We start from the raw sequence: 14,193 nt of genomic DNA on the forward strand, positions 1-14,193 counted from the left end.
AAGTGCGGAAACGATTTCAATGAATCGCCTCCGAAGAAGAACAGCGCAAAACATCTGCTGCCTCCTTGCCAGTCATTATTGCGAGCGACAAAGATATTTAACACTTAATGCACAGTGACAAAAAAGGTCCGGCTCTATTATCTTTCAGGTTTTCAGTTCTGAGATCGCCTGCGATCGTTGGTAAAACCATATTACGGATTCGAACGGTGAGGCCATTGCTTCGTGTCATTCATTTAATCTCCAGCTTATCTTACTTTAAACTTTCATGTGTCAACACCCCCGTCCCCTTGACACATTTCGTATATCCCCGTTCATTATATTTTTAGAACCGACATAGCCAAGGACTCTATCTAAGTTATGTTTTCCTGTATATCGGCTCTCATTATTTATCCGTACACCCAATGAGCGATTTCTGCAGATATCTTTATTGAGTGTACAGATGGATATTTACTGACAGTTCCAACCCCGGCCCCTACTATCCACAGCAGTCGCTCACGCTTTCGATCGGACTTTTCTTTGTCAAGCAAATAAAAAGCCCAACTAGCTAAACGGGACTCATGGGGACGGTTCTCTTGAAGAGGGACTCGTGGGGACGGTTCTCTTGAGTCAATATTTATATTTTCAACCAAGTTATATAATCTTTACCATAAAAAATACAAAAACCCTGCTATTTTAACAAAATTCAGAAGAATCCTTTTTAAGTTTTAAACGTATTTTTCTCCTACATAACCATCCTAAATATAAGTAAAAATCAATTTTGTAACTAAGCAAAGAAGCTTCCAGACTTTGCTGGTGGAGCCACCCGAACCCTACCAAAACTAAACATAGCAAAAAACCCGCGAAATTCACGGGTTCAATTCATTTCCGGATTTGATTGGTGGAGGCGAGGAGAATCGAACTCCTGTCCAAAAGCATTGTCACATAAGCTTCTCCGAGCGCATTCTGTGCTTTAGATTTCGCGCCATTGACGCCCACAGACAGGCTTCGCTGGTGCTATCTCGATAAAGTTTCCCAGTCGGCTCTCCGAGAATTGAGCCTCAGGTATCCCGCTAAGTGACGTCCTATCCCGCCCCGCAGGAAGAGGGAGAGTAGAACGTTAGCATTAAGCTGCTAAAGCGTAATCTTCGTTTGCGTTTACAATTTTCCACCGTCTTGACGGGCTGATGGAACCCCGGCTCGCTACCTATGCTACAACTACCCCTGTCGAAACCATTACGCCCCCGAATAAAAACGCTAAACAAGTTAGTTTGAAACTATCAAGATACGCTTGCTTAATAGTAACATATATTATACCATAAATACAACAACAATCAATCTGTACTTTTTGCCAGTACAAATACCACTTGCACAATCGAACGCCTTCCCATATATTAGAGTAGTGAGTGCGATTGAAGCGTTCATCTATGTTCCAGCTAGTTAATTCCGGAACAGCCGCTCGTATTCCCCCGCTAAGGAGGATAACGAGCGGTTTAGTCTTGTTAAAAAATTCTCAGAATCGAGGTTCAAACCATGTCGGCGCAACATAAGGGTACTTTGCTGGTATTAGCGTCCGCTGCCGGGTTTGCCACACTAGCTATTTTTATCAAAGTGGCTTACCTAGCCGGGGCCAACAGTGTAACAGTTTTAGCCATGCGGTTTATGCTGGCGGCCTTCCTGCTCTGGCCCATTCTAAAATTACGGAATATATCCGTGCATATTGACGCCAAAACAAGGCTACGGCTTTGTCTGCTGGGCGCCCTCGGCTATGGCACCATGTCAGCCTGCTTTGCGGTTTCAATAGAATACGTGCCGGTGCCGCTGGCAGCGCTGCTGCTTTATACCTATCCGGCTCTGGTTACCCTGTTGTCCTTTGCCATTGGCGATGAACAAATCACCTGGTATAAAAGCCTTGCTTTAACCATCTGTTTCACCGGCCTTGTTTTAATCTTGGGCGTATCCTCTGGCGGGGTTAATCCGATTGGCATTATGCTCGGTTTAAGTGCGGCCGTCCTTTATTCCGGTTATATCGTCATCGGCAACCGCCTGTTAAAAAACATTCATCCATTGGTGGCGACAATGTATGTCTGTTCCGCCGCCGGCGCCGCTTTTACCGCCATTGGCTTGTTCCAGAGCAGCCTGATCCTCGCGCTGCCGCCGCTTGGCTGGCTGGCGCTGGCGGGCATCGCGGTACTTGGCACGATTGTCGGTATACTGTTCTTTTTTGCAGGCCTCAGTCTCATTGGCGCTGCCAATGCCTCCATTATCAGCACCACCGAACCACTGATTACCGTGTTACTGTCGGCAGCTTTGCTGGGCGACAGCATTTCACTGCTCCAGGCCCTGGGCGGGATGCTCATTATCGCCAGTGTAATTATTCTGCAGCTCAGGAGCCGCCCGGCAATTGCCCATAGCAATGACTTTCGCTGATATTACCCCCTCTGGCGTTCCCGGAAGGCCCGGTCCATTTCCCGCTTGGCGTCGCGTTCGGCAAGATCCTGGCGTTTATCGTAATTTTTCTTGCCGGACGCCAGCGCTAGTTCCAGCTTGGCTTTACCACGGCTAAAGTAAAGCTTGATCGGCACCAGGGCATAGCCCTTTTCCCTGGTCTTGCCGAAAAGCTTCATAATCTCAACTTTATGCAGCAGCAGCTTTCTGGTTCGGAGCGGCTCATGATTGAACTGATTGCCCTGCTCGTATGGACTGATGTGCAGATTGTGAAGCATCATTTCACCATTTTCAATCCGGGCGTAGCTGTCCTTTAAATTGGCTTTTCCGGCCCGCAGCGACTTGACTTCAGTGCCGGTCAGCACCAAACCGGTTTCATAGGTCTCATGAATATGATAATCATGGCGTGCTTTGCGATTCTCGGCCACTATTTTAATTGCTGTTCCTTTTTCCATTCTTTCACCTCACCGGCTGATAATTCAGCCGTCTATATTCAATTTATTATACCAAATGTCAGCCAGCCGGACAATGCACGCTGTCTCCATTGCCCAGCTCTTTGCGCATGCGTCAATGTCCTTGCATTATTAAACGCCTGCCCGGAATCAGCGGGCAGGCGTTTGCGTTATTTACGGCGTTTGGGCTTTTGCCCGGTGGTTGTTTTCTTCTTGCGCGGTTTAGGGCCGGCAGCGGTCAGTTCAGGCTTTGCCGTCCCTTTCCCCTTGCTGCGGCTCTTTTCACCCGGCCGGGGAGCCAGCGCTTTGGCAATACTGCCATTGTCAGCCAGCACAAAGTCGATGGTCCGGTCCGCCGGGTTGGCCCTGGCCACCAGAATCCGGGCGGCGTCGCCCAGCCGGTAAACCTTTTTGGTCCGTTCGCCGATCAAGGCGTATTGCTCTTCCACATACTGATAGTAGTCGTCATCCATACTGGAAACACGAACCAGGCCTTCGACGCCGTTTTCCAGTTCAATAAAGATGCCAAAGGCGGTGACGCCGTTAATCACGCCGTCAAATTCTTCGCCAATGAACCTGGCCATATATTCCACTTTTTTCAGATCGACCGTTTCCCGTTCAGCCTCAGCCGCCGCCCGCTCACGCTGTGACGAGTGAATGGCGATTTCCGGCAGCATGGCCGCCAGTTTTTGCCGCCGTTTGGCCGATACGTCACCGGTATTGAAGGTCTCCCGGATCAGCCGGTGCACAATCAGATCAGGATAACGGCGAATGGGCGAAGTAAAGTGCGTATAATAGGTAGCCGCCAGACCAAAATGGCCCAGGTTTTCCGCCTCATAACGGGCCTGCTTGAGTGAGCGCAGCATGACCGTGCTGATAATCCGCTCCTCAGGCCGTCCGGCAATCCGGCTTAAGATTTTCTGCAGCACGCTTGGCCTGATCTCTCTGCTCTTAGGCAGGCTCTGCCCAAAATTGTGCAGCAGATTATTGAGTTTATCCATTTTACCCTGTTCGGGCTGTTCATGGACTCTGAACATAAACGGTACACCCAGTTGATGCATATGCTCGGCCACTGTTTCATTGGCAACCAGCATAAATTCTTCAATAATGGACTCGGATAAAGTTCTGACCCTTTTTACAAGTTCAACCGGCTGGCCGGCTTGATCCAGCTTGACTTTAATTTCAGGAAAATCAAAATCAACAGCCCCGCGGCGCATCCGGCGGTCGCGCAGAATATGGCACAGGCGTTCCATATTTTCCAGCGGCTCCAGCAAATCCTGGTGCTCAGCCCGCAGCGCTTCATCATGGTCAACCAGAATTTTTCGGACAATGGTATAGGTCAGGCGCTTTTGCACCCTGATTACACTGGGGAAAATTTCGTAGCTCAGCACCTTGCCGCGATAGTCGATTTCCATTTCAATCGACATGGCCAGACGGTCTTCACCGGCATTTAAGCTGCAAATACCGTTGGATAAACGGGGCGGCAGCATTGGCAGCACCCGGTCAACCAAATAGACGCTTGTTCCCCGTGAACGCGCTTCCTGATCAAGCGGCGTATTCTCCCGCACATAATAACTGACATCGGCAATATACACCCCCAGTAAAAAGCGGCCTTCACGCAGCCGTTTGACATACACGGCATCATCAAGGTCTTTGGCATCCTCACCGTCAATGGTCACAAGGGGTAAATGCCGTAAATCCCGGCGTCCCGCCAATTCACCGGCGCTGATGGAGGCTGGCGCTTTATCAGCCGCCCGGTCAACCTCCACCGGGAATTCGGTTGGCAGATTATGTTTCTTGATGATTGACAGGATTTCAATGCCCGGATCACCTTTGACCCCCAGAACCTCAATAACTTTGCCTTCGGCGCTGCGCCGTTTCTCGGGCCATTTAGTAATTTCCACCACAACTTTTGCCCCGACCGACGCGCCATTGAACTCATCTTTGGGAATAAAAATATCATGACCGACCCGCTGGTCATCAGGCGTAACAAAACCAAAATGCCTGCTGCATTCAAATGTGCCGACGATTTTACTGTTTGCCCGGTTGACCACCCGGATAATCTCGCCCTCCCTGGCCCGCCCCTGGCTGGACTGGCGATGTACTCTGGCCACAACCCGGTCATTGTGCATAGCGCTGATCATGGCGTCAGGCGGAATGAAAACATCAGGTTCATCAGGACTCTGTGGGTTTTCGGGAATGACAAAACCAAACCCTTTATTGGTGGCGCTGAGCCGGCCCACAACCAAATTCATACGTTCCGGCACACCATATTTGCCAAACCGCGTTTTGATAATGTCGGCATTATCCTCAAGCTGCTGCAGAACATCCCAAAATTCAGCCAGGTCTGTTCCCTTAAACTCCATCTGCTCCGCCAAATCCTCAGCGGTTAATGGTTTGTAAGCATCTTTACGCATAAAAGCTAATATCTTTTCTTTTAAATTCATTGTTCCAGCTCCTCCAGAACTGCCACTGTCGCTTTCCCCTGTGCAGTAATAGTACCGTCAGCCAATTCAATAGTACCGCTTAATTCAATCATATTGCCCCGCTGACCAATCATTTTGCCGGTGATTTTTAGAGGCTCGCCAATCGGCGTAGGTTTTCGGAATCGTACATCCAGCCTGGCTGTTACTGCATTATAGCCTTTTGCATAAATATATCCGGTCATAACCTCATCCAACAAAGTACTGATGATTCCGCCATGCACAATACCGTCATAGCTCTGATGCTCAGTCCCGGCGGTAAAGTTCGTTATGTAGGTATCCTCTTCTTCCCGAAACTTAAGCTTTAGCCCTATCGGATTGTTGATGCCGCAGGCAAAGCACATTTCACCGCTGTATCGTCCGCTTCTTTCCCGCATAACCCACCACCTTATCTATTATTCCCTTACAGAGCGCTTGTTCATCCTGAAAAAACCAATATGTAATTAATTTCCATTCATTAATTTCCATATTGTAAAAAATTTTTAATCTGCTTAAACACCAGGTCACGTTCAACATCCAACGTAATAATATGGCCCGATTTTTCCAGCCAGATCAGGCGTTTATCGCTGCTGCCCACCCGGTCATAAATATGCCGGGCGCTTTTCGGCTGAACGGTATGCTCCCGCCGTGACTGCATGATCAATACCGGCTTGTCCATATCCGGCAGCTGTTGATTGACATGCTTAATTAGAGCCAACAGACTGCTTAAGCTGCTTAGCGGCGTCTGGTCATAGCATACCGAATAAAGTGGGTCAACTTCCAGCCGCCGGCGTTTCTTCGGGACAAAATTACGAAACATCCGAACCAGGTTAAGCAGGGGAAGTCGTTTATCGGCAATATAAATGGGCGCGCTCAGGCAGGCTACTTTGCTTACCGGGTAATCAACCGCCAGCTTTAAAGAAAGCAATCCGCCCATGGATAAACCGACAACGGAAATTTCCGTACACAGCCCCTGTAATAAATGATATCCGTCCTGTACCGCATCATACCAGTGCGGCCATTTTGTCTCCGCCATTTCAGCAGCGCTTGTGCCATGACCGCATAACCGGGGCGCCAAAACGGTATAACCCAGCTTCTGCAAAAACTCCCCCAGCAGTCGCATTTCGGACGGCGAACCGGTAAACCCGTGAATTAATAATACGCCCTGCTTACTGCCTGGCAGTAAAAAAGGTTCAGCTCCTTTTAGTATAACCAAAAACCATTCCCCCGCCCCAATTTCTCCTATTATCATTATACCATTTGCGGGAAACATTATAAAATCCTTCCGCAAAATTAACCGTTGCCAACCTAATAGAAAAAACCAAGGTCCTCCAAAATGACCTTGGTTCAATCACTATTGCCGGCATTTTCGCCGGCGGCTGTATTTTACATAGTAAAGTGCGGCCAGTGCAACAGCCGCCGCCAGCAAGCCCAGCACAATCCATTGCTCGGGAATCAGATTCAGCATCCGCAGCGCCTCAGGGCCATAATAATGGAATAAAATACCCAGCAGCAGAAAGCGCTTGCCCCGGCCTAAAATAGAAGCGACCGTGAAAACAAGCATATTTGTCCGGAAAGTACCGGCCGATATACACACAAACTTATAAGGGATCGGCGCCATTGCGGCTAAAAAAATTGCCCAGCCGCCATAACGGTCAAACCAGTACTTGATTTTTTCGGTATACTGCACCGGTACAAACCTGTTCAGGGCCAACTGGCCAAACCTCGCGCCAATGCCGTAGCCGATAAAACCACCCACCACCGATGCCGCAGTCACTACCGCCGAATAATAAACAGCCTTGTCCGGCGCTGCCAGCATCATCGGTATCAGCATAACATCAGGCAATATCGGCGAGATAAAGGACTCAATAAACGCTATGAAAAACAAACCCCAGATCCCATAATTTTCAAAAAAACCAATAATCTGTTCCATTGCAGCTCCTAGTAAAAATTGTACAAGCGCGTCAATTATTAAATTATAGCATAAATGCCGCCTGTCGCCAAACAAAAAAGAGCCGTCACACAGCATTTGTCATGCTCTTTACCGCCGCCCCCCAAATGTATAAGACCCGGGCCTGCGCAGGCCCGGGGTGTTTATCGTCATATGTAGTTAGAAAAACAGAAACGGTGCAATAATCAACGATATTGTGCCCGCTACTTTAATGAGCGGATTCATCGCCGGTCCGGAGGTATCCTTGAAAGGATCACCCACGGTATCGCCAATAACGGCGGCGGCATGGGTCGGCGTACCTTTACCGCCCAGATGGCCTGATTCAATATATTTTTTGGCATTGTCCCAGGCCCCGCCGGCATTGGACATAAAGATGGCCATCAATACCCCGGCGGCGGTAGCGCCGGCCAGGAATCCGGCTAAAGCCTTGGCGCCCATGACAAAACCAACCAATAACGGCGCGCCTACGGCAAATATGCCCGGCAGCAGCATCTCCCGGAGAGCGGCGGCGGTGCTGATATCCACGCATCTGGCATAATCGGGCCTTCCTGTCCCTTCCATGATGCCGGGAATTTCCCGAAACTGACGGCGCACTTCCTCAATCATTTCGAAAGCGGCCTTACCCACAGCTTCCATGGTAAAGGCGCATACCAGAAACGGCAGGGTCGCTCCTAAGAAAATCCCGATAATTACGCCCGGCTCGGTCAGATTAATGACCAAATGACCGTTCACCAGCAAACCGGCCAGTTTGGGATTTTTGGCAATTTCCTCACCAAAAGCGGTAAACAGGGCCAAAGCAGTAAGTGCGGCTGAGCCGATCGCAAAGCCCTTGGCAATGGCGGCGGTTGTATTGCCGACCGCATCCAGCTTATCGGTGGTTTTGCGGACTTCCGGCCCTAACTCGGCCATCTCGGCAATACCGCCGGCATTGTCGGCGACAGGGCCAAAGGAGTCAACCGCGACAACCATGGCGGCAGTACAAAGCATGCCCATGGCGGCCATGGCAATGCCATAAATGCCGGCCTGATTGTAAGCCAGCCAGATAGCGGCGGAAAAAACCAGCATCGGCAATCCGGTGCTTCTTAAACCGGCAGCAAGACCGGAGATTATATTGGTGGCCGGGCCGGTTTTAGAGGCATCGGCAATATGCTGCGTCGGCGGTTTGCTGCTGGATGTATAATATTCGGTAATCATCCCGATCAGAACATTGACGACCAGGCCGGAGACAATTGCAACGAATATTCCGAATCCTTTCGGGCCAAAAACATAGGTGGCCAGAGCATAGGCCATAATAGCAGTCAGCACATTGGTGCTCCACAGTCCGCGATTGAGCGCCGCCTGAGGATCGCCGTCCTCGCCAGTGCGAACCAGAAAGGTACTGATAATGGCGGCGGCAATTCCGGCGGCGCCTATCAGCAGGGGGAACAACACGCCATCAACGCCGAACAGGGTGTTGCCGATGAGCATGGCGGCAATGGCTGTAGCCCCGTAGGACTCGAACAAGTCAGCTCCCATACCGGCGGTATCGCCGACATTATCGCCCACATTATCGGCAATAACCGCCGGATTGCGGGGATCATCCTCGGGAATTCCCGCCTCGACCTTGCCCACCAGATCTGCTCCGACATCAGCGGCTTTGGTATAGATACCGCCGCCAATCCGGGCAAAAAAGGCAATGGCGCTGGCGCCAAAGGCAAAACTATTGATCACGACCGGATCCCGGAAAATGAGATATAATACGGAAACACCCAACAAACCCAAACCGGCGACCGACATACCCATGACGGCCCCGGCCCGGAAGGACACACTCAACGCACTGTTAAGACTGGTACGGGCAGCTTCTGTAGTACGGGCGTTGGCTTTGGTGGTCGAAGTCATCCCCACATAGCCGGCAATGGCCGAACAAACGGCTCCGACTAAGAACGATACAGCCAGCCTGTAGCCTTCCACATAATACAAAATAGCAAAAATAGCAATCGTAAACGGAATGAGGGTTTTATACTGACGATTTAAAAAAGCCATCGCTCCTTCAAAAATCGCTTGGGACAGTTCTTGCATCCTGGCATTGCCGGGGCTTTCCTTTAATACACTGGCCATTAAGTATGCGGCAAACAGTAACGCCGCAATACCGGCCACAGGCGCAACATACACTAAATCCATGTGAAAAATTCCCTCCTCAATTGAGCGCGTATTCATTTGTCTGCTATTTCTTGCCTGATTGCCCCAATTGCTCAGTCTTAATTGAGGCGTAGTGTGACGATTACTGCACCTTTACAATAATTAATGTTACAATACCGAATAAAATTCCCAGTATCATCGTAGCCTTGGCCAATATTCCGTCAAGGCCCTTCTTCTTGCCGCCAAAAATGGCTTCCGCTCCGCCGGCAATTGAACCGGACATGCCGGCGCTTTTCCCCGATTGCAGCACTACAGTAGCAATAAGTGCGATACATATGACAGCTTCCAGTATCATTAATCCTGTTATCAACCTTTGCACACCTCCTATCCATTTACTATTTTAGCATAAACAAAAAGCACTTAGCAAATAACTGGCAAAATTTAGTTTATTTTTCTGGAAAATTTTATCAAACATTGAATAGATGAGAAAAAAAGCGCAATCAATCATTGCGCTTAAAATAATTCAATCCTAACGGGCCCCAACCGCCCTTTTGCTAAACCCGGTAAGCCTGACGCAGCAGCGACACCGGATGAACTGTTTTCACCCTGGCGCCATGCGTAATTTGCAGGCGGCAGGTGCCGCAATCGCATACGACGGTATCCACATCGGCTTCCGTAATGGTGTCAAACAGGTTTTGGCCGACAGCCATGGCAATATCGTATTTGTCGGCTTTAAAGCCATAATTGCCCGAAATACCGCAGCAGCCGGCATCCGCATTGGCGATTTTCAATCCGGGAATGAGCGGCAAAACTTCCAGCGCCGGCAATCCCATGCCCTGAGCGCGCAAATGGCAGGGAGCGTGATACAGATATTCAGCGTCAACCGGGCTGAAATCGGTGTTTAACCGCCCCTCATCCTGCAACAGGGCTAGAAACTCCATCGAATCATACATATGACGGGCGTTCTCTTGGACTGCCTCCAGACCGAACAGTTCCTGATACTCCTGCTTGAGCATCAAGCCGCAGCTGGTACAGCAGGTGATGATCGGATAACTTTCGGCGATCCATTTGCTTATCAGGCCGGTATTCTTAACGGCGTTTTCGTGCGCTTCGTCCAGGTAGCCGTTGACCACCAATGGTGACCCGCAGCAAACAAAATCTTCATCCACAATGACCTCAATGTTGTTTTTTTGCATTACCGCCACAAAATCCAAGCCAACCTGCGGATCATTATAGTTGATAAAACAGCCGGGGAAAAACACAACTTTATCCGGAAAGCTTTGCTGTTTCAGCTTTTTGAACTGCTTGACAAAAGAGTTGGCGTGATACGCCGGCAGCGGCGCCTTGCCGGAAATGCCAATCAAATCCAGCAGGCCTGATTTACGGCCAATGGTCATACCGAAATTAGTAGCGGCAGCCATGCCGGGAATGGCGCTGCTCAGTTTGGCCATCTTTTCCCCGTGGGACAGGATATTGTCCCGCAGACGTTGGTTCTTTTTTTGATATTGCTTGGCCCGGGCCAGCATATTTAATGTTGAAACAGGCACGCCAAAGGGACAGGAAATGTCACAATTTTTGCAGTTTGAACAATAATCAAGTGAAGGATCTTCATCGTCCTGGGCCAGCCGCATTCTTTCCAGGGCCGGTCCCATCATTTTCGGACCGCGGAATTTTCTGGTGGCCGCAGTTACCGGACATTGAGCGATACAACTGGTACATGCGGTACAACGATCGGGATTAATCCGATGTTTTTTCATCTTTCTCACTCCCTTATAATGACATGGCTGCTTGGTAAGCTGATGCCAGGGCCACCCCATTACCGGACTTTTCGAAACAGAAATCATAACCGGCCAGGTTACGCCCGACGATATGCACATTGCTCAGCACGGTTGCGCCTTCCGGGGTTTGCGGCCGCATCTTCTCATCCACCCGGATGCCTAACTTAGCAAACAATTGCTTTTGATCTGAAAATAACTGCGGATTAGACCAGTCTTCCTGTGCAGCCGGAGCAGCAACCGGCAGCCCAAATACCGGCTCGACAATCCGGCCCGGCTCAGCGCTCAGCCCGCCGCCATACAAGCCGCCGTTCGCCAGAATAAAGGCTTTGCCCTCATAAGCCCGCTGGCGGTCAAAATTATCGGTCATCACACCGGCGCAATAACCGTCATTGACAACCGCTGAGATCACCAAAGCTTTTTCCAGAATGCTTACGCCCTGTTTCTTTAAATGCCTCAACAGCATTGTCCGCAGCCTGAGTCCGGTAACCGCCGGCGGCAGAGCGGCTGTTTCCAGAAACCGGCAGCCCAGCACTGCCTCCAGATTTTCCACAAGGGCATAGCTGCAGGCTGTTCCCAGCACCGGCGGCGCCAGGACGGCGCTGCCCGGCTTAACCTGTCCGGAAAGTTGCTGTACAAAGCTTTCCTGACCGGCGGCTGTATCCAGCCAGCGGGCAATATCAAGCGCCGAAACGTCCCGCCCCTCGGTAAAGTTCAGGGTACAGGTGAGCGGAATAAAGGATTTCTTCCGGCCAAACCGTTTCTGTAAATTCCCCGCTACTAAGTGCGGATAAAAATCCTTTAGATAATCAAAGCCAACAACATAAACCGTATCGGTTTGCTGTAAAACCGCCGGCTGCATTGTCCTTGGCACCAGACAGGTTGGTTTCAGCGTACCGGCCGCCGTCGGCAGCCATTGCATTTGATCAATGCCGCCGATATATTCATAGCCTTCCGCCAGCGCTATCTGCTGGAAAAAAGTTAAAGCAGCAACCAGCGCCTGCTTGCCGATCTTGCGATAAGGATGTTCCGGCGGCAGCTGCTCTAAACCGGCCGCCGGGCTGGCTAACGGCCTGGCGTCGTTGCCATAGCCCAGAACATCGATGATGCCGCCGCCAATGTTCATAGCCCCCGCTCCATAAGCCAGCACTTTTACTTTCCGGCCTTGCCCGGCTGCGACAGCGGCGGCAAACAGTCCGGCTAAACCGCCGCCAACAACGATTACATCGTTATTTTTCATCTTCCATCGCCCCATTTATATTTAAAGTCGCGTCATAAATCCCGCGCGTTAACTCAGCTTCCCGGATTACATTGCCCCACAACACCGGCCGGATTCCCTTCCAGCGGGCCTGGAGAAATTCCTTGAACAGCGCGGCCGTGTCCTGACCCCAGGCCAGCCCATTGGCATCCACCGCGCCCACACTGCGATAAGTGCAAAAAGCGCCCTGACAGGTCCCCATGCCCATTCTGGTCTTGCGCCGGACATCACTCAGCATATAGCTGGTGCTGTCAGCCGCCGCCTCCTCAACTTCAGCCAGGGTGACATTCTCGCATTCACATAGCAACTGACCTTTTTCCGGCTTATCCTGGATTCTTTTGATTACCCGCGCCAAACCGTCCGCCCCCAGGCGGGAGGCCGCGAGACCCGAGCTGTAGGCCGGAAAGTATTTCCTGGCTTGACTCAGCAGCGCCGGCGACGGATCGTCCACGATCGGCTCAAGGGCGGTACGGCAGGGAGTATTCACGTTTAAATACCGGCAAACCAGGTCGGTAACCTTTTCGGCCATTAAGCGATAGGTCGTGAATTTTCCGCCCACAATACTGACAAACCCGCTTAACCCGTCAGCGGCATGGTCTAAAATAACAAAATTGCGGGACGCCCCCCGGCCGCTGGCGCCGGGATCAGCGCTATACAGCGGCCGGGTGCCGGTAAAGGCGCGCAAAATGCGGTAATCCCGGATATCCTCAAACAAGGCTTGCCCAATGTCCAGCAAGCGGATGATTTCAGCGGCGGAAGGAATGGTATCATCCGGACGGACGGCCTCCGATGAGGTTGTCCCCAAAATAGTAATCGAGCCGTGAGGCACAAAAATGTCGCCGTCGGCAGCCGGACGCAGCCTGTTGATTACCCGGCTGCTGATCCGGTGATTAAAGGCAATCAGCGTACCCCGGTCAGGCTGCACATTGACGGTAATACCGGCTTTTTGGGCAATCTGTCCCGCCCACGACCCGGCGGCGCTGACCACAAAATCACACTGGATAGCCCCAGCCTGACCATTTAGCGTATTTCTAACCTTAACGCCCGCCACCTGGCCGTTGGCGCTTTCAATGCCGGTTACTTCGGTATAAGTTAAAATGCGTCCGCCATATTTGCGGGACGACGCCGCGTTTTGCCAAACCATTCTAAACCCGTCAATCGCAGCATCAGGGATACGGTAGACCGACTTGATCTTAGGACTTAGATTTGGTTCCAGCCGCAATGCTTCCTGAACCGTCAGCGGCGTAACCGGGATGCCGACCTTGCCGCAGGCTTCCACCCATTTTTCTTCAAACGCCGCATCATCTAACTCTGTCCGGACAAAAAAACCTTCGGTAGCCTCAACGCAGTGCCGGCCGATTTTACGCAAAACCATGTTTTCCTCAATGCATTCCTTGCCGGCCTCGGCATCTTTGACTGCATACCTGCCGCCGCTGTGGAGCAGTCCATGATAACGGGAACTAGTGCCATAAGCCAGATCACTCTGCTCAACCAGCACGGCGTCAATGCCCCTCATGCATAAATCACGTAAAATGCCGACCCCTGTCGCACCTCCGCCAATGACCACTACAGTCGCTTTTTGCATAGCCATATTCTCCTTTACCAAAATAATAGAGCAATCCTAAGCACACCGGCGCCATTTCGGCATCCGGTGAACGCAATAGGACTGCTCCTTATCTCTAAGCCCTTATCTTCCCTTTATCCAATCGTACAGAACAAAAATAACCGAAATAAGACATGCACATGGCGTGTC

Annotated in this window: 11 protein-coding genes and 1 other RNA gene; 1 reads left to right on the plus strand and 11 read right to left on the minus strand. The window is 50.9% G+C overall.

Annotated elements, in window-relative coordinates:
• Positions 1 to 875: 875 nt before the first annotated feature.
• Positions 876 to 1,222: a transfer-messenger RNA gene (gene ssrA, locus BLR06_RS16855) on the minus strand.
• Between the two features lie 287 nt (positions 1,223 to 1,509).
• On the opposite strand from ssrA, the gene BLR06_RS16860 reads away from it, so the two are divergent.
• Complete coding sequence (locus BLR06_RS16860; protein WP_092074762.1) at positions 1,510 to 2,406, plus strand: DMT family transporter; 897 nt, start codon at positions 1,510 to 1,512, stop codon at positions 2,404 to 2,406.
• 2 nt (positions 2,407 to 2,408) lie between these two features.
• On the opposite strand, the gene smpB is transcribed toward BLR06_RS16860, so the two are convergent.
• The 10 genes from smpB to glpA all read right to left on the minus strand — a co-directional run bounded on the left by smpB (position 2,409) and on the right by glpA (position 14,025).
• Positions 2,409 to 2,879: an SsrA-binding protein SmpB gene (gene smpB / locus BLR06_RS16865; protein ID WP_092074763.1), complete on the minus strand. Its 471-nt coding sequence runs from the start codon at positions 2,877 to 2,879 to the stop codon at positions 2,409 to 2,411.
• A 167-nt stretch (positions 2,880 to 3,046) separates the two neighbouring features.
• Entirely contained in the window at positions 3,047 to 5,323 is a 2,277-nt protein-coding gene (rnr, locus tag BLR06_RS16870; protein WP_092074764.1) for a ribonuclease R, read from the minus strand.
• A complete protein-coding gene (locus tag BLR06_RS16875; RefSeq protein ID WP_092074765.1) occupies positions 5,320 to 5,736 on the minus strand; it encodes a PaaI family thioesterase in 417 nt (138 codons plus the stop codon). The genes rnr and BLR06_RS16875 overlap by 4 nt, the downstream gene beginning before the upstream one ends.
• 80 nt (positions 5,737 to 5,816) lie before the next feature.
• Positions 5,817 to 6,554: an alpha/beta hydrolase gene (locus BLR06_RS16880; protein ID WP_092074804.1), complete on the minus strand. Its 738-nt coding sequence runs from the start codon at positions 6,552 to 6,554 to the stop codon at positions 5,817 to 5,819.
• Between the two features lie 138 nt (positions 6,555 to 6,692).
• Positions 6,693 to 7,271 (minus strand): YqaA family protein, encoded by a 579-nt coding sequence (locus BLR06_RS16885; protein WP_092074805.1) that lies wholly within the window; start codon positions 7,269 to 7,271, stop codon positions 6,693 to 6,695.
• A gap of 177 nt (positions 7,272 to 7,448) precedes the next feature.
• Positions 7,449 to 9,449: a sodium-translocating pyrophosphatase gene (locus BLR06_RS16890; RefSeq protein WP_092074766.1), complete on the minus strand. Its 2,001-nt coding sequence runs from the start codon at positions 9,447 to 9,449 to the stop codon at positions 7,449 to 7,451.
• Positions 9,450 to 9,549: 100 nt separating this feature from the next.
• Positions 9,550 to 9,777 (minus strand): preprotein translocase subunit SecG, encoded by a 228-nt coding sequence (gene secG / locus BLR06_RS16895; RefSeq protein WP_092074767.1) that lies wholly within the window; start codon positions 9,775 to 9,777, stop codon positions 9,550 to 9,552.
• 184 nt (positions 9,778 to 9,961) lie between these two features.
• Positions 9,962 to 11,164, minus strand: coding sequence for an anaerobic glycerol-3-phosphate dehydrogenase subunit C (locus tag BLR06_RS16900; protein ID WP_092074768.1), 1,203 nt, complete (start codon positions 11,162 to 11,164; stop codon positions 9,962 to 9,964).
• Positions 11,165 to 11,177: 13 nt separating this feature from the next.
• The gene (gene glpB, locus BLR06_RS16905; RefSeq protein ID WP_092074769.1) at positions 11,178 to 12,422 is read right to left on the minus strand and encodes an anaerobic glycerol-3-phosphate dehydrogenase subunit GlpB; all 1,245 of its coding nucleotides are present in this window, start codon (positions 12,420 to 12,422) and stop codon (positions 11,178 to 11,180) included.
• The gene (gene glpA, locus BLR06_RS16910) at positions 12,412 to 14,025 is read right to left on the minus strand and encodes an anaerobic glycerol-3-phosphate dehydrogenase subunit GlpA (protein WP_092074770.1); all 1,614 of its coding nucleotides are present in this window, start codon (positions 14,023 to 14,025) and stop codon (positions 12,412 to 12,414) included. The genes glpB and glpA overlap by 11 nt, the downstream gene beginning before the upstream one ends.
• Between the last annotated feature and the right edge of the window lie 168 nt (positions 14,026 to 14,193).

The sequence above is a fragment of the Dendrosporobacter quercicolus genome (genome assembly GCF_900104455.1).
Classification (GTDB): domain Bacteria; phylum Bacillota; class Negativicutes; order DSM-1736; family Dendrosporobacteraceae; genus Dendrosporobacter; species Dendrosporobacter quercicolus.